Origin of the sequence: Peribacillus butanolivorans (assembly GCF_001273755.1) — a bacterium.
GTDB classification, from domain to species: Bacteria; Bacillota; Bacilli; order Bacillales; family DSM-1321; genus Peribacillus; species Peribacillus butanolivorans.
This window is the reverse complement of sequence record NZ_LGYA01000001.1, coordinates 3636636-3652859: the sequence shown is the minus strand read 5'-3', so window position 1 is coordinate 3652859 and position 16224 is coordinate 3636636. Positions and strand designations below refer to the sequence as shown.

Genomic DNA, 16224 nt, shown 5'->3' with positions numbered 1-16224 from the left:
TTGTAACGACGGACAAATAATCTCTCTGAAGGTTGAATTATTCCTGGCGACGGACGAATAATCTCTCTGAAGGTCGAATTATTCCTGGCGATGGACGAATAATCTCTCTAAAGGTCGAATTATTCCTGGTCACGGACGAATAATCGGAGGTGTTTTGCATGTGAAAAAACGTATTTATATGTGAAGGAAATTAGTCCGTTGTGGATATCAATAAGACCATTTCTTTTCTAAAAAAACATCCTCAAAAGGTATAACTTTTGAGGATGTTTTCGTTTATTCAATCAACTAAAATGCCGGCATTTTTCAAGGCGTTCTCGGCTTCGTCAAGTAGTTCTTCAGAAGACGCGCTAAGTGTATGGAGATGAATGCCGCTTGTTAGTTCTGATAAAAAAGAAGCATTTGTTGCAGTTACTTTAGTGAGGAATTGCTGAACTTCTTTACGACTGCTGACCATAATGGAGGCAGTTAGGTCACCGTAAACGGGGTGCTCGATTTTGACATCTTTCACCGTAATGCCGATATCGACGAGTAAAAATAACTCTTCTTGGGCACGAGATGGATCGTGCTGGCAGGCAATGGTCCGCTCCGGCTTTTGAGTGTTCCCTGTTTGTAAATACATATAGCCTTGGCTAGTAGCGATGATAGGTTCATTTCGTGCTTTCAAGAGTGTGATGTCACCGACGATAACCTGCCGGCTTACATTCGTTATTTGTGAAAGCTCGCTACCGGTTACTGGTTGCTCGCTTGTTTGCAATATATGTAAGAGTTTCGTCCGTCTTTCTTCACCAAGTAATTTCTTTTTTTCCATAATAATTCACCTCGTTAATTACAAACAGTTTACCACAGAATAGAGAATCTTATCGAATCACAGCTATTCCTGCAAGACAGTCTGCTAAGATACGAATATCGTCCACTGTCGTGTTTCTTCCAAAAGAAAGCCGGACAAATTGATGGGCTTCTTCTTCGCTTTTTCCAATAGCTATCATTGTTTTTGACGGATTTTGTTTGCCAATTTGGCAAGCGCTACCCGTGGATACCGCAAAGCCCTGCTGATTTAATTCTAGCATGATGTATTGTCCTTGTAATCCGGAAAATGTCACCGCCAGAATGTGAGGCAATTGCTGGTTTGACGCTTCGATAACTTGAAAATCAACCTTTTTTCCCTCGAGTAGCCGAATCAATTGCTGCCGAATCCGAAAAATCCGGTTTCGTTCATCTTCCATGGTTTTCGCTAATTTTTTTGCAGCCGTAACGAAGGAAGCTATACCGGGAACATTGACAGTCCCTGCACGAAAACCATGTTCATGAGTGATATTGGGTATTGAAGACTTTAGATGATGGATGCCCGGGAAAATGACGGCCCCAATGCCTTTTGGGCCATATACTTTATGGCTCGAAATAGCAAGACCATCACATACGGCAGATATCTCCTCAAGCGGTAATTTAGCAAATGATTGAACACAATCTACATGCAAAAAGGCATCATGTTCGCGAACGATTTTGCTTATTTGTTCGATAGGTTGAATGACTCCGATTTCTGAATTTACATGTTGGACAATGACTAAGCAAGTCCGCCCCGAAATACAATCTTCTAGATGTTCGATGTCAACACGGCCGTCTTTCAAATGACGTAAATACGTAACATCGAAGCCATTGTTTGCAAGTTTGCTGACATAATTGGCTATGGATGCATGTTCAGTTTGGCTTACAATTAAGTGATTCTGCCAGGCAGGCTTTGAGGCGATGAATGTATCTATTGCGATCATATTGCTTTCTGAACCGCCGCTCGTAAAGACGATCCCTTCCTTTTTTATGTCTAGCATTTCCGCTAATTGCTGCCGTGACATATCCAATAAACGTGCTGCATCTGATCCGATATCATGCAAACTGCTCGCATTGCCGAAAAACTTCCGAGATGCTTCAACAAAGACATCTAGTGCTTCATTATCCATCGGTGTCGAAGCCGCATAATCTAAATAAATCAAGAAATATCACTTCCATCCTCTAAACTTAAAAAACTCTTGATAATAGTTTAATAATATGTAAATATAGTTGTCAAGACACCTGTCATAAACAGGAGGAATGAAATAATGGAAAGAACGGAAGTCGTAGTGATAGGAAGCGGCATTGCTGCATTGAAAACTGCATTAGAAGTAAGCAAACATAAGCATGTGATACTCATCACAAAATCAAAGATTCGTCACAGTAATTCCTATTTAGCGCAAGGCGGCATTGCTGCAGCAATATCTGAACAGGACGAAGTATCTTATCATAAAAAAGATACGTTGGCAGCCGGTCAGAAATATAACGAGGTACATGCTGTCGTAAAATTAGTAGAAGAGGCTCCCTTGGTGATATCTGAACTCATCCAATCCGGTATGCAATTCGACCGCGATCAAGATGGCGGACTTATGCTTGGCATGGAGGGTGCGCACAGCCAAAGAAGAATCCTTCATAGTCATGGAGATGCTACAGGTAAGTACATTATGGAGCATCTAATAGATGGCTTGAAAAAATCAACGATACAGGTGCTCGAGGATACTGCAGCGGTAGAATTGATTATAGGAAAAGATGGATCTTGTATTGGTGTCAAAACGCTGCAAAAGGAAGGCGGATTTGTATCTTACTATGCAGAACAAACTGTATTGGCAACAGGTGGCTGCGGTTCTCTATACAGAATTACTTCGAATTCACAGACTGTTTCAGGGGATGGAATCGCACTTGCTTTCAAAGCTGGGGCACGAGTGCGTGATATGGAATTTATCCAGTTTCATCCGACTCTTCTTTTTATTAATGGTAAAGCAGAGGGGCTCGTTTCAGAGGCAGTCCGCGGTGATGGTGCACAATTAGTGAATGAAATGGGCAAGCCCATCATGGAAGGTGTCCACAGAATGAAAGACCTTGCACCAAGACATATTGTGGCACAGACGATTTTTTCTTATTTGCAGCGCGGTGAAAAGGTATTTTTGGATATTTCGATGATTAAGGATTTTAAAAAACGTTTTCCAACTGTGACTTCATTATGTGAAAAAAGCGGTATCGACCTTAAATTCGGAAAAATCCCGGTTGCACCTGGAAACCATTTTTTGATGGGTGGAGTTGAAGTGGATCAATGGGGACAAACTTCTGTCGCCTCCTTATATGCAGTTGGTGAAGTAGCTTGTACTGGCGTTCATGGAGCAAATCGTTTGGCAAGCAATTCACTTCTAGAAGGGCTTGTTTTTGGAAATACGCTTGGTCATTTCCTTGCTCATATGCCCTCAAGAACCATACCGTTAGAAAAAGAGCATTCCAAATGTTACACCCTTTTATCCGCAATACCTGATTTGGCTACATTGCAGGAAATGTTAATGAGCGAAGCAGGAATTGTTCGAGATGAAGCGGGTTTAACTCGTTTAAAGGACTATCTTGAATCTTTTGATATAGAAAAATTGCTGCATATGGAAGTTACTGCATTATCAATAAACGAAATAACAAAAATCAACGCCATACTCGTAGCGTGGCTGATTGCTGAATCCGCTTTGACTAGAACGGAAAGCAGGGGCGGTCATTTTCGCAGTGACTATCCAAGGGAAGATGACTCCTTATGGCTGAAAAACTCTGTTATCCTTGCCTGCACGGATGTGAAAAACCGAGTGAAAGGGAGAAGACTATATGAACACATTGAAGCTTAAGCAGATGCTGCAACAATTTTTGATAGAAGATATAGGTGAATGCGATGTAACGAGTGATACGATTTTTAATCAAGATGAACAGGGTACTTTGACGTTCATCGCAAAAGAAGATGGTGTCTTTAGTGGGAGTGCTGTCATCAACACGGGATTTGCGCTGCTGGATCACCAAATACTGGTTGAACTGTTTGTTCAAGATGGAGAAGTGTTTGAAACAGGCCAACAGCTTGCAAGAATAACCGGCAATATGGCTTCGCTTCTAAAAGGGGAAAGAGTAGTTTTGAATTTAGTGCAACGCATGTCCGCTATTGCAACACAGGCGCATAAAGCAACCATGATTTTAGCTGGTACAAAAACAAGGGCTTGTGATACTAGGAAAACTACACCAGGTCTGAGGATGCTTGAAAAATATGCGGTCCGATCTGGTGGGGCCTTCAATCACCGATATGGATTGTATGATGCCGTCATGATTAAGGACAACCATATTTCTTTTGCCGGTTCTATCACGAAGGCATTACAAACAGTCAAAGCTAAGCTGGGACATACCACGAAAGTCGAAGTGGAAACGGAATCAGCAGATCAAGTGCAAGAAGCAGTTGAAGCAGGTGCCGATATTATCATGTTCGATAACCGGAGTCCTGAAGAAATTAAACAACTGATCAACTTGGTGCCTGAACATATTATCACTGAAGCTTCAGGTGGGATTAACTTGACTAATTTAGCCTTATATCGGGAAACAGGGGTTGATTATATATCATTGGGCAGTTTAACGCACAGTGTTAGGGCACTTGATATTAGTGCAAAGGTTGCAGAACGTGAGGGGGTAATTAAATGAACATACTGGAGATGGCCAAAACAGCAGGGAATGTATTACCTGAAACATATAAATCGATGACAAAGGAGGAAATGGAGAGGCGGGTCCGTAAGATTAAACAGCAACTTGGGAGCCGATTGTATATTCCAGGTCATCATTATCAACGTGAGGAAGTCATTCAATTTTCGGATGTAACTGGTGATTCACTTCAGCTAGCTCAACTTTCTGCGCAAAATCGTGAAGCGGAGTACATCGTGTTTTGTGGCGTGCATTTTATGGCTGAAACAGCCGATATTTTGACAACAGAAGGACAGACGGTTATCCTGCCGGACATGCGAGCGGGCTGTTCGATGGCAGATATGGCGGATATTGACCAAACAGAACGTGCTTGGACAAAGCTGCAGTCCATGTTTGGTGATACGATTCTTCCGCTAACATATGTCAATTCAACAGCGGCAATCAAGGCTTTCGTTGGAAAAAACGGCGGAGCGACTGTAACTTCTTCAAATGCACAGGGAATGGTCTCTTGGGCCCTCTCGCAAAAAGAACGAATTCTCTTCCTTCCGGATCAGCATCTTGGGAGGAATACAGCCTATGACCTTGGAATCCCGTTGAAGCAGATGGCTGTTTGGGACCCTCATAATGATGAATTAATCTATGAAGGGGAGCTAGAAGACTTGAAGGTGCTTCTTTGGAAAGGGCATTGCTCTGTTCATGAAAACTTTACAACAGGGAATATTGAAACGCTTAGGGCTGAGCAACCGGAAATGAATATAATTGTTCATCCAGAATGCCGCCGTGAAGTAGTCGCCTTATCAGACTATAATGGCTCGACATCCTATATCATTAACATGATTGAAAAAGCAAAATCAGGAAGTTCCTGGGCAATTGGCACGGAAATGAACCTTGTCAAGCGGCTTATCGCAAATAATCCTGACAAAAATATCATCTCTTTGAACCCGAATATGTGTCCATGTCTCACGATGAACCGAATTGATCTGCCGCATCTGCTTTGGGCTCTAGAATCAATTGCGGAAGGTACAGTAATTAATCCGATAAAAGTAGAAAAGAAGATTGCGGATAACGCCATTCTTGCTTTGAACCGAATGCTTGAACGTGTTTGAATAGATAGTTTGTTTTTTTCGGAGTCTTAAAAACATCTACTGATCACTATGATCAGCATCTTATGCCATTTGGTTAAATAATAAATAGGGGGGTCATAAAAGACCCCCTATTTATTAGTATCGACAGTAATAGAAAAAATGAGAATCTTTAAAAGAAGCTAGAGATTACTTGCTTTAAAGGTACCGCCTTCATTCATGTTTCCGGATTTTATTCCTTTATTAAACCACGCTTTCTCTGTTCGGAGGTACCGTGCGTGAAGCTATCCGGAACAACATAGCCTTGTGCTTTTTTTTGAATCCGGTCATCACCAACTCCGCTGGCTGCATTCAATGCTTCCTCGAGATCACCTTCCTCAAGTAAATTCTCTCCCTGGAAATGATGGGCCCAAACTCCGGCCAAATAGTCGGCCTGTAATTCAAGACTAATCCAACTCCGCCTCCAATTCCAGCTACACCTTTGCCGCTCATTCCTCTTCTGTCCTCAACGTTTGAGCTACCCTGTCTTCCCTTCCATTTCATTATTTTTTTCCTTCTAGAATGCAATTTATGTACCTGAAATACAGCCTTAGGTTATTTACTTCCTTATACCCGAATTTCCTTCTGTTTAGACAGAGGGAAGCCTTTGCAGGAAGAATTTCAATTCATGAAGGATCCCATGATAAAAGACCACTGCGATCCCTTTTCTAGGAATTCATGCAGTGGTTTCCCTTCTAGTTATATTTTTTCTACATCAATCAAAGATAATGTTTCCTGAAAAAGGATGACTCCAAAGTGAATGATATTTCTTTTTTCAGTATGTGAACCGTAACTTTTTCTTCTCTTAAAAGTTCCATCCTTGTTCCTTATTTAGTGATCCAATCATAAAAGTCAATTTTCATGCATAAGTTTTCATGATAAAAATAATAGCAATTTACCCACTACATCATAGTATATATGGACATATGCACAGGAGGGGTTAACAGCGTGAAAATTCATATAGTCCAAAAAGGCGATACGCTTTGGAAGCTCGCCAAAAAATACGGCGTCAGTTTTGAAGAACTGAAAAAAGTAAACGCGCAATTAAGCAACCCGGATATGATGATGCCGGGAATGAAAATTAAAATACCTGGAACATCTGGAGCTGTAAAAAAAGAAACCATTATACCCAGCACAAACATTCCATCAGGAATGAAAGAAACTCAAATTCAGCCTACACATAAAAAAGAACAGCAAATTATGCCGAAACCGCCTATGAAAGAACAGCAGATCATTCCTAAAAAAGAACAGCAAATTGTTCAGCCAAAGCCTATTATTAAAGAAAAACAAATAGTTGTTCCGAAAGAAGTACCGGTACCCATTCCGGTAGTCCCGGAAATCGATATTAATAATTATTATATGGTCAATATGACTAATATGAGTGTGCAAAAGCCCCCAGCGCCACCTCCTTTACCAAAGAAAAAAGAAAAGGCAGTGGCACCAAAAAAGAAAAAGCCAGCAGTTCAGGAGGTTTACGAAGAGCAGCCAGTTGTTCAGGAAATTTGTGAGCCTGTCGATGATTGTATTCCCGTAACACCAATCATGCCTGGAAGTGGTTTTTGTATTCAGCCGCCCCCTTGGGCGTGTATGCCTATGCAAGGAGTCCCTTATCAAGGTGTTCCTGGGTTTCAGCCTGCTCCAGCTATGCATGGCTATCAAATGATGGAAGAAAGTTCAGACGTATGGGGAGAATCTCCTGACATGCATACAATGGGTCAAGGATATGTCCAAGGAGCCCAGCAAAATTATCCATACCAAGCATCAGCACCGGTTCCACACCATTTTTATGGAGGAATGGCGCAACAGTTTCCAGTAGCAGGTTCTCATATGCAAGAAGCTTATGAGTCATCTGCTGAATCGCCATCTTTCCACGATTATCAAAATTTCCCTCAGCAACATTTTACACAGCATGCGGGTAAAAAAGAGGAAGATTGCGGCTGTAATAAAGGAATACTTGGATCATACGGACCGGAAGTGAAGGGTCAGTACCAGGCCAATCAGGCGGGAAATCCTTATGCACATCACCATCCTGATTATCATCAATATCAAGCAGCTCAACCACAACAGATGCAACATCATTATGAGGAAGAGTCATCAGAATCCGGTTTTATGGGAATGGGAGGCCAGCAAGGAGGTCAACCAGGAATGATGGGAGGCCAGCAAGGAGGTCAACCGGGAATGATGGGAGGCCAACAAGGAGGACAGCCGGGGATGATGGGAGGCCAGTATAGAGGTCAACCAGGAATGATGCCAGGTCAATTTGGTGGTCAGCCGGAAGCAATGTTACCTGGACAAATGGGGGGGCAACCAGGTCAATTCGGGGGCGTTCGTGCGCCTGAAACGTTTGGAATGCCAACTTATGTAGATGAAAGCGATGACTACTAATTATCAGCAAGGCAGTGTATTTTACACTCGTCTCCTCTCTTATTTAAATCGTAGGCCAAAGAATATCCACCATCTTCAAAGTAGTGTCTATTTAATTACCTTTGAAAAGGATCCTCCGCTAATTCTTAAAGGATTTGACAGTTTTGAAAAGTGGGATCGACAAAGAGAATTGACTTCTTTGTTAAAACAAAAGGGATTCACTCAAACGTATTATATTCATCAGAATTTAATGCCTTTCCAATTTGAAGGGAAATGGTATGGCAGTATAGACTATTTGCCACCTAGTAAGAAAAAATTCCGATATTCCAATCAAAAGGATCGCCTTGAAGGAATTCAGTTACTTGAAAGCTTCCATGATGTTTCGGAACATCTGTATATTAAAGCGCCAGTTTTTGATCAATCAAAAAAATGGAAAGAACGGTTATCGCTATTTAAAAAGAACTTTTCTTATATTCGCCAATATGTTTCCGGAGAGATTATTAAGGAATGGATTGGCTGGGGTGAGTGGGCCCTTGATGGTTTTGAAAAAAATCAGTCTTTGTGGAATAAGGAAAAAAAAGTAATCATTCACGGTGATTGTGCTCATCATAATTTTTTGCGGAAAGCAGATGGCACCTTAACCTTAATCGATTTTGACTTAATGGCCAGCGCTCCAAGGTGCATTGATTATTTACAGTATGCAAATCGAATATCCAATCATTTAGAAGACGCTGCTACGATGTTATGGCAAATACCTCAACTGAAAAAATATCAATCAGACCCAGCCTTTTTATATGCTTTAACTTATCCAACGGATATTTTCCGTGAATGGAACCGCCAAAATAAAAGTTCTTCTCAGCTTCATTCTGTTTGGAAAATGACGGTGGAAGATTTTTCAGAGCGGATGGAGATGAATGAAAAACTGAAAGAAAAGATTTCCTCCCTAAATAGGAAATAAAACGTGCTTTTGGCCGTAACTAACAGAGTAAAATCCCCTTTAGACAACCATGATAATTATGAGCGAAATATAGGCTCTATTGTAATGGGGAGGGTTGTTGGTGCGGAAAATAAAATGGGCATTGCCGCTTTGCACGGTATTAGCTGCCACAAGCTTGGTTGGGTGCGCTAATAATAATGCAGCGGAAAACGAGAATATTACGAATGAGACAGGATATCATTCCACTGAAAAAGATGCGTTAGTTCGCAACATTAATTATCAGAATGTGGTTCAAGGCCTTTACAACAAGGATGATGAGTATAGTAAGCGGGATCGTAATTACCATGGTCATGAAAGTAAACCACTTCGGGCTCGATCATCATATTATAATGCGTATGAAGGTGAATTAGCCGACAAAGTTAATGGGGTGGCCAATTCAGAGGATGCAGTTATTGACTCCCGGGCCATTATTATGGAAGATGAAATGCTTGTAGCCTTGTTGCTCGATGACTACAACCAGGCAAAAGCTGTTAAAGAATCAGTAATGAAAAAAGTCGAACCACTCACTGAAGGCCGGACGCTTAACGTAACGACTGATAAAGGCGTGTATTTCCGGACAATGACACTCGATAACAACCTTCGTGATGGCGATACGAGAGACTCAATCATTCTGGATGCCAATGACATGTTCGATAACCTAAACATTCATGAAAATCATTTAAAATGATTATGTGAAGCTGACTAATTTTTGGAGTCAGCTTTTTTTGTTTTATCGACCCGGCCGGATTTTTTCTGGTTAATAATCTTTATTTCGGGTCAAACTACTTAAAAAGTAAACTCCCTTAAGAGGTGAGAATATTGACTAATCAACTTAGAATTCAGTTTTTCTTGACACTTTTTATACTGCCATTTTGCTATACCGTTTTTGCAGAAGAGTTAGTGCAACAGGAAAATAATCCAATTGAAAGAAAGGTAATTCTTCAGCGTATGTATCTTGATGGTGAGTTAAGTGAGGAAAAATTGACAGAAACAATTTGGACGATGGAAGACTTTTGGTTAAAATATCAAGGTTGGAAAGTAGTCGATCAGAATGAAGACCAGATTGTACTTAAGAAAATAGAAAATGATATATCTCCGCTTTTAAAGGCAAATGGATATCTAGGCATGAAAAAAGATGGTACGTTATCCATTTTTATTGGTCGACCGGAGCACGCTAAAATCATTCATACTTTCTACCAAATAGACGTTGGTAAACTCGAAGTATACAAGCAAGAAGAATTGCAAAAAGGCATACCAATCGTGAATAAAGACCAATATAAGCAGCTCATTAAAGAATATGAGCCATATTCGGTAAATTAGGATGGGAATAGAACCCGTCCTTTTTGTATGGGAACAGGTTTTTTTAAAAAAGTGAATTTCATTCAAGTGGAAAAATTATATCACCGTTTTTCAGCAGAAACATAAAACTCCAATAAAATAAACAAGGTGTTAAAAGGAAGCAAGGTCTAGGGAAAAAGCCCTGACCAATTGCTAAATAACTTTTAATAAACTTCCATCCTTTTTTATGATAAAATGAGAGGTACAGCAAAATCAGGGAGAGAAATAATTTGTATGATTATATAAAAGGCAAGGTCGATTATATCGGACCTGAATACATAGTTGTGGAAAATGGGGGGATCGGATATCAAGTGATGACGCCGAATCCTTTTATTTTTTCCGCTCAATATCAAAAAGAGATTCAAGTTTTTCTGTATCATTATGTGCGTGAGGATATGGCCGCATTTTACGGATTTCAGACTCGTCAAGAAAAGGCACTGTTCACCAAGTTGTTGAATGTTACTGGAATTGGGCCTAAGGGGGCGCTCGCCATATTAGCGTCAGGCAAGGTCGATCAAGTGGTACAGGCGATTGAAAATGAGGATGAAACGTTTCTTGTTAAATTCCCAGGAGTCGGAAAGAAGACGGCACGCCAAATGATTCTTGATTTAAAAGGAAAACTCGAGAACATAATTCCGGATGCGTTTCCAAACTTGTTTAACGAAGGCATTACAGCGGCAATCAGCCAAAACGGTTATACCGAGGAGCTGGATGAAGCAATTCTCGCCTTAAAGGCTCTTGGTTATTCTGAAAAAGAAATTCAAAAGGTCGCAAAGAAATTACAAACGGAAGAAATGACGACCGAGCAATATATTAAGAAAGCATTGCAAATGATGTTAAGATAAGGAGTGGCGCAATGGAGGAGAGAGTATTCAATCAGGAAGCCGATTTGAACGAACGATCCTTTGAACAAAGCCTGCGACCGCAAAACTTAAAGCAATATATTGGACAGGATAAAGTGAAGGCGAATTTGAGCGTGTATATCGAAGCGGCAAGGATGCGTGAAGAAACGCTAGATCATGTTCTTTTATATGGGCCCCCAGGTCTTGGGAAGACGACACTAGCTGTCATCATCGCCAACGAAATGGGTGTCAATATCCGCACGACTTCCGGGCCAGCCATTGAGCGGCCGGGAGATCTGGCGGCAATTTTGAGTGCGCTCGAACCCGGTGATGTGTTATTCATTGATGAAATTCACCGTTTGCCTCGTGTTGTCGAAGAAGTTCTATATCCCGCAATGGAGGATTTCTGTCTTGATATCGTAGTCGGCAAGGGACCAGAGGCACGTTCGATCAGGATTGACCTGCCTCCGTTTACCCTCGTTGGGGCCACGACAAGGGCAGGTTCGCTGTCGGCACCGCTCAGGGACCGTTTTGGCGTTTTGAGCCGTCTTGAATATTACACGGAAAATCACTTGACTGATATCATCATCCGTACGGCAAGAATCATGGACACGGAAATGGATGATCAGGCCGCAGGCGAGCTTGCTAGAAGATCACGGGGAACCCCAAGAATTGCAAACCGTCTTTTGCGTCGGGTCAGGGATTTCGCCCAGGTCCGTGGAGATGGGACGATAACGGCGGAACTCGCCGATTATGCACTTGAATTAATGCAGGTCGACCGTTTAGGACTCGATCATATTGACCATAAATTACTTAAAGGGATTATTGAGAAATTTCGTGGTGGTCCCGTTGGGTTGGAGACGATTGCAGCAACAATTGGTGAGGAAGCACATACGATTGAAGATGTGTATGAGCCATATCTGTTACAGGTCGGTTTTCTACAACGGACCCCAAGAGGACGAATGGCAACGCCGCTTGTTTATGAGCATTTCGAAATGGAGATGCCTGAATGATGAATGTACCAAAAATGGTTATGATACTTGGCGTGATTATATTTGTGATTGGTTTTGCGATGAAATATATACATCTTGGTAGGCTGCCGGGAGATATTTTATTCAAAAAGGGGAACACAACTTTTTACTTTCCAATCGTAACATCAATCATTGTCAGTGTTGTGTTGTCAGCTATTTTTTATCTAATCAGCCGTTTTAAATAACAAATTACTGCTTTGATAGACAGGTTAGGAAGTGGAACAGATGAAATTGGATATGTTTGATTTTCATTTACCAGAGGAACTAATTGCCCAAGTTCCTTTGGAAGATAGGGAAGCAAGTAGATTGATGGTGCTAGACAAAGTAACTGGTGAGCTAAAGCATGATGTATTCAGTCATATCACGGAGTATATTAAACCTGGTGACTGTCTTGTGTTAAATGATACAAAAGTACTGCCGGCACGGCTATACGGCAGTAAAGAAGAAACAGGTGGAAAAGTAGAAGTCTTGCTGTTGAAACAAGAACATGATGATGTATGGGAGACACTTGTAAAACCAGCGAAACGAATTAAAGAAGGCACGACAATCATCTTTGGCGATGGTAAGCTGAGTGCCGTCTGCACAGGTGTACTTGAACATGGCGGTCGAATCCTAAAGTTTCAATATGAAGGTATCTTTTATGAGATATTAGAGGAACTTGGCGAAATGCCGCTGCCTCCATATATCAAGGAACAGCTCGACGACCAAGACCGTTATCAAACGGTATATGCGCGTGAACGCGGGTCGGCTGCAGCCCCAACGGCAGGGCTGCACTTTACGGAGCATTTGCTTGAGAAACTTAAAGGCATGGGCGTTCATATCGCTTTTATCACGCTTCATGTTGGACTTGGTACGTTCCGCCCAGTCAGCGTGGACGATATTGACAGTCACGAAATGCATTCTGAGTTCTACCAAATGACCGAAGGAACAGCCCGATTACTGAATAAAGTTAAAGAAGACGGTGGGAAAATCATCACGGTCGGTACTACGTCAACGAGAACGCTGGAAACGATTGCGTCCCGTAATGATGGAGTTTTTAAGGAAGAGAGTGGCTGGACGAGCATTTTCATTTATCCTGGTTATGAATTCAAAGGGATTAATGCGATGATTACGAATTTCCATTTACCAAAATCAACTTTAATCATGCTTATCTCCGCCCTCGCAGGTAGGGAGCATGTTCTTCATGCCTATGAAACGGCTGTGGAAGAAAAATACAGGTTCTTTAGTTTTGGAGATGCAATGTTAATTAAGTAATATAAGAGTGAGATGCTCTTGAAGGGAGTTATTGCGTTGACTGCAATACGATATGAGTTAATCAAAACATGTAAACAGACAGGGGCACGGCTAGGTCGAGTTCATACGCCGCATGGTTCTTTTGATACACCAGCATTTATGCCGGTTGGAACAATGGCTACTGTCAAAACGATGTCACCAGAAGATTTGAAACAAATGGGGGCAGGCATCATCCTAAGCAATACGTATCACTTATGGCTGCGTCCAGGACATGAAATTATCAAGGAAGCTGGCGGATTGCACAAATTCATGAACTGGGACAGGGCGATATTAACCGACTCTGGCGGTTTTCAAGTGTTCAGTTTGAGTGAATTCCGTAAAATTGAAGAAGAGGGCGTACATTTCAGAAACCATATCAATGGTGATAAATTATTCTTATCTCCGGAAAAAGCGATGGAAATACAAAATGCACTTGGCTCTGATATTATGATGGCATTCGATGAATGTCCGCCATTCCCGGCAACCGAAGAGTATATGAAGAAATCAGTTGAACGGACATCACGCTGGGCAGAACGCTGCTTGAATGCGCATGAGCGTCCAAAAGATCAAGGGTTGTTCGGTATCGTTCAGGGTGGAGAGTTTGAAAATCTTCGTAAACAAAGTGCGAAAGACCTTGTCTCTCTTGATTTCCCGGGTTATGCTATTGGAGGATTATCTGTTGGGGAACCGAAGGATATCATGAACCGTGTCCTTGAATTTACAAGTCCATTACTGCCAACTAACAAACCGCGTTACCTAATGGGAGTCGGTTCACCGGACTCATTGATTGATGGTGCGCTCCGCGGCGTCGATATGTTTGATTGCGTACTCCCTACACGTATTGCACGTAATGGTACGTTGATGACAAGCAATGGCCGACTGGTTGTGAAAAATGCGAAGTATGCTCGTGATTTTGGTCCAATAGATGAAAATTGCGATTGTCATGTTTGTAAAAATTATAGCCGGGCTTATATCCGCCATTTGATTAAATGTGAAGAAACCTTTGGTATTCGTCTTACGACTTATCATAATCTTCATTTTCTGTTAAACTTGATGGAACAGGTCAGACAAGCTATTCGAGAAGATCGCCTTGGAGACTTTAGGGAAGAGTTTTTTGAACAATATGGTTTCAATAAGCCAAATGCAAAAAACTTCTAATTCCATAAATATTTTAAAGAATGAAAGGAGTGAAGAAAAATGGGTAGTTTAACACAAATACTTCCGTTAATTTTAATGTTCGTATTGTTCTATTTCTTATTAATCCGTCCGCAACAAAAACGCCAGAAGGCTACGCGAAACATGCAAAGCAGTTTGAAAAAAGGTGATAAAGTTGCAACTATCGGCGGCATGCACGGAACAATCGATGCAATCGATGAATTGCAAATTGTCATTAAATCACCAGACGGTTCAAAGCTTACATTTGACCGTGCTGCCATCCGTGAAATTACGGAAAGCGCACCAAATAAAGAAGTAACTGTATAAGACAAACTAAAACCGGGCCTATTGTGCCCGGTTTTTTGCTGTGGTTTTTTAATTGGTTCGCGATTCTGAACTCATATTTACTCCAAGCACGCCACCCATCATGGCTGTGATCACAAAACAACCGTAATAAATCCATTGTTTGATGGTGAAAAGTGCATCATTACCTAAATATTGAAAAAGAAACACAACTAAAAGGTAAAGCAAACCAGTACTTCCACCTAAGAAAAGTCCTTGCTTTTTCCCTTTACCTCCTGAAATAAATCCACCAATGAACAGCGATAAAAAGGACACAATCATGATCACGTATGTCAGGGATGATTCCGTCAGTGAAGTAAAACGAAGAAGGATAGAAAAGAGTAAGCTTGCGATCATCGCTATGACAAAGATGGAGCCGACGCCATAGATTACGGCGACACTCATTTTTTTAGTTTCGATGGTTATTCCTCCTTTTTAAAAGGCTGATACATTTAGCCTGTTGATGTGTTTGTACAAGCATATTCTTCTATTGGAACCTTTAGACCTGGTTTAAGAAGTTCTATAAAATTTGATAAAGAATATAGAGTAATTTTTCATTTCAAAGCCATGCTATGGATGAAGGAAGTGGTATTGAAGTGGATATCTATCTAGGCATTATTTTTCGAACGACGGTAATCTATTTAGTCATCTGGTTCCTTTTTCGAATGATGGGTAAGCGGGAAGTAGGGGAACTGAGCGTTCTTGATTTAGTGGTATCTATCATGATAGGGGACATTGCTGTGCTATCCTTTGAAGATTTGGAAAAACCGTTTATCCGACAGACTATCCCAATGTTTGTCCTTGCGATCCTCCAAATTACATTGGCATTTGCCTCATTGAAAAGTGTCAGATTTCGCTATTTCATGGACGGTCAGCCGCTGATCATCATCAATCAGGGAAAAATAGATGAAAAAGCGATGCGCAGACAACGTTATAATTTTGATGACTTATTGACTCAGCTTCGTGAACAAGGAATTATTGATATAAACGAAGTTCAATTTGCCATCCTTGAAACTACAGGAAAGCTCTCGGTGATTAAAAAAAGCGAAGAAGAAAGGTCTGAAAGTGAATCAATACCCTATCCGCTAATAGTCGACGGAGAGGTACAGGAAGAAAATCTTAATAAAATTGGAAAAAATCATTTTTGGCTTCTGCATCAGTTAAAAGAACACGGGGATACAAAGGTTAAAGAGATATCGATTTGCGGATACATAGATGGCAAATTTTACATTGATACAAATGAAACGAAGAAATAACCGAAGCTGCTGAATACTTCGGTT

17 protein-coding genes and 1 pseudogene are annotated in these 16224 nt (G+C 41.2%); 14 read left to right on the top strand and 4 right to left on the bottom strand.

All coding sequences use genetic code 11. The annotated features are described in order from the left end of the window. Nucleotides 1-277: 277 nt before the first annotated feature. A complete protein-coding gene (locus tag AKG34_RS16835) occupies nt 278-811 on the bottom strand; it encodes a transcription repressor NadR (protein ID WP_053347147.1) in 534 nt (177 codons plus the stop codon). A 46-nt stretch (nt 812-857) separates the two neighbouring features. Continuing rightward, a complete protein-coding gene (locus tag AKG34_RS16830; RefSeq protein WP_053347146.1) occupies nt 858-1985 on the bottom strand; it encodes an IscS subfamily cysteine desulfurase in 1128 nt (375 codons plus the stop codon). Between the two features lie 105 nt (nt 1986-2090). Here AKG34_RS16830 and nadB point away from each other — a divergent pair, with 105 nt between their 5' ends. Genes nadB through nadA form a run of 3 tightly spaced genes read left to right on the top strand, consistent with a single transcriptional unit; the run spans nt 2091 to nt 5609 of the window. Beyond that, on the top strand, nt 2091-3674 hold the full coding sequence (gene nadB, locus AKG34_RS16825; RefSeq protein WP_053347145.1) for an L-aspartate oxidase: 1584 nt from the start codon (nt 2091-2093) through the stop codon (nt 3672-3674). Further along, nucleotides 3655-4506: a carboxylating nicotinate-nucleotide diphosphorylase gene (nadC, locus tag AKG34_RS16820; protein WP_053347144.1), complete on the top strand. Its 852-nt coding sequence runs from the start codon at nt 3655-3657 to the stop codon at nt 4504-4506. Before nadB ends, nadC begins: the two co-directional genes overlap by 20 nt. Beyond that, the gene (gene nadA, locus AKG34_RS16815; protein WP_053347143.1) at nt 4503-5609 is read left to right on the top strand and encodes a quinolinate synthase NadA; all 1107 of its coding nucleotides are present in this window, start codon (nt 4503-4505) and stop codon (nt 5607-5609) included. The genes nadC and nadA overlap by 4 nt, the downstream gene beginning before the upstream one ends. Nucleotides 5610-5767: 158 nt before the next feature. Here nadA and AKG34_RS16810 read toward each other — a convergent pair. Then, nucleotides 5768-6036 (bottom strand): annotated as a pseudogene (locus AKG34_RS16810) (neutral zinc metallopeptidase); the annotation flags it as partial. A 536-nt stretch (nt 6037-6572) separates the two neighbouring features. Here AKG34_RS16810 and safA point away from each other — a divergent pair. The 10 genes from safA (at nt 6573) to yajC (ending at nt 14929) form a co-directional block, all read left to right on the top strand. Beyond that, entirely contained in the window at nt 6573-8009 is a 1437-nt protein-coding gene (gene safA, locus AKG34_RS29830; protein ID WP_053347141.1) for a SafA/ExsA family spore coat assembly protein, read from the top strand. Beyond that, entirely contained in the window at nt 7999-8946 is a 948-nt protein-coding gene (locus AKG34_RS16800) for a phosphotransferase (protein ID WP_053347140.1), read from the top strand. Before safA ends, AKG34_RS16800 begins: the two co-directional genes overlap by 11 nt. 100 nt (nt 8947-9046) lie before the next feature. Beyond that, nucleotides 9047-9652 carry a YhcN/YlaJ family sporulation lipoprotein gene (locus AKG34_RS16795; protein ID WP_053347139.1) on the top strand — a complete coding sequence of 202 codons (606 nt, stop codon included), beginning with the start codon at nt 9047-9049 and terminating at the stop codon, nt 9650-9652. A gap of 131 nt (nt 9653-9783) precedes the next feature. Continuing rightward, nucleotides 9784-10284: an intercompartmental signaling factor BofC gene (locus AKG34_RS16790; protein ID WP_053347138.1), complete on the top strand. Its 501-nt coding sequence runs from the start codon at nt 9784-9786 to the stop codon at nt 10282-10284. 248 nt (nt 10285-10532) lie between these two features. Then, nucleotides 10533-11147, top strand: a complete 615-nt coding sequence (gene ruvA / locus AKG34_RS16785) for a Holliday junction branch migration protein RuvA (protein ID WP_053347137.1) — start codon at nt 10533-10535, stop codon at nt 11145-11147. An 11-nt stretch (nt 11148-11158) separates the two neighbouring features. Continuing rightward, complete coding sequence (ruvB, locus tag AKG34_RS16780; protein ID WP_053347136.1) at nt 11159-12157, top strand: Holliday junction branch migration DNA helicase RuvB; 999 nt, start codon at nt 11159-11161, stop codon at nt 12155-12157. Then, complete coding sequence (locus tag AKG34_RS16775; RefSeq protein ID WP_053347135.1) at nt 12154-12360, top strand: DUF2905 domain-containing protein; 207 nt, start codon at nt 12154-12156, stop codon at nt 12358-12360. Before ruvB ends, AKG34_RS16775 begins: the two co-directional genes overlap by 4 nt. A gap of 40 nt (nt 12361-12400) precedes the next feature. Then, on the top strand, nt 12401-13429 hold the full coding sequence (gene queA / locus AKG34_RS16770; RefSeq protein ID WP_053347134.1) for a tRNA preQ1(34) S-adenosylmethionine ribosyltransferase-isomerase QueA: 1029 nt from the start codon (nt 12401-12403) through the stop codon (nt 13427-13429). A 36-nt stretch (nt 13430-13465) separates the two neighbouring features. Further along, nucleotides 13466-14605 (top strand): tRNA guanosine(34) transglycosylase Tgt, encoded by a 1140-nt coding sequence (gene tgt, locus AKG34_RS16765; RefSeq protein WP_053347133.1) that lies wholly within the window; start codon nt 13466-13468, stop codon nt 14603-14605. Nucleotides 14606-14644: 39 nt separating this feature from the next. Beyond that, nucleotides 14645-14929, top strand: coding sequence for a preprotein translocase subunit YajC (gene yajC, locus AKG34_RS16760; RefSeq protein ID WP_053347132.1), 285 nt, complete (start codon nt 14645-14647; stop codon nt 14927-14929). Nucleotides 14930-14977: 48 nt separating this feature from the next. Here yajC and AKG34_RS16755 read toward each other — a convergent pair whose 3' ends face one another. Then, entirely contained in the window at nt 14978-15349 is a 372-nt protein-coding gene (locus tag AKG34_RS16755; protein WP_176527604.1) for a TIGR04086 family membrane protein, read from the bottom strand. 167 nt (nt 15350-15516) lie between these two features. On the opposite strand from AKG34_RS16755, the gene AKG34_RS16750 reads away from it, so the two are divergent. Continuing rightward, complete coding sequence (locus tag AKG34_RS16750) at nt 15517-16200, top strand: DUF421 domain-containing protein (RefSeq protein ID WP_053347130.1); 684 nt, start codon at nt 15517-15519, stop codon at nt 16198-16200. Nucleotides 16201-16224: the final 24 nt, after the last annotated feature.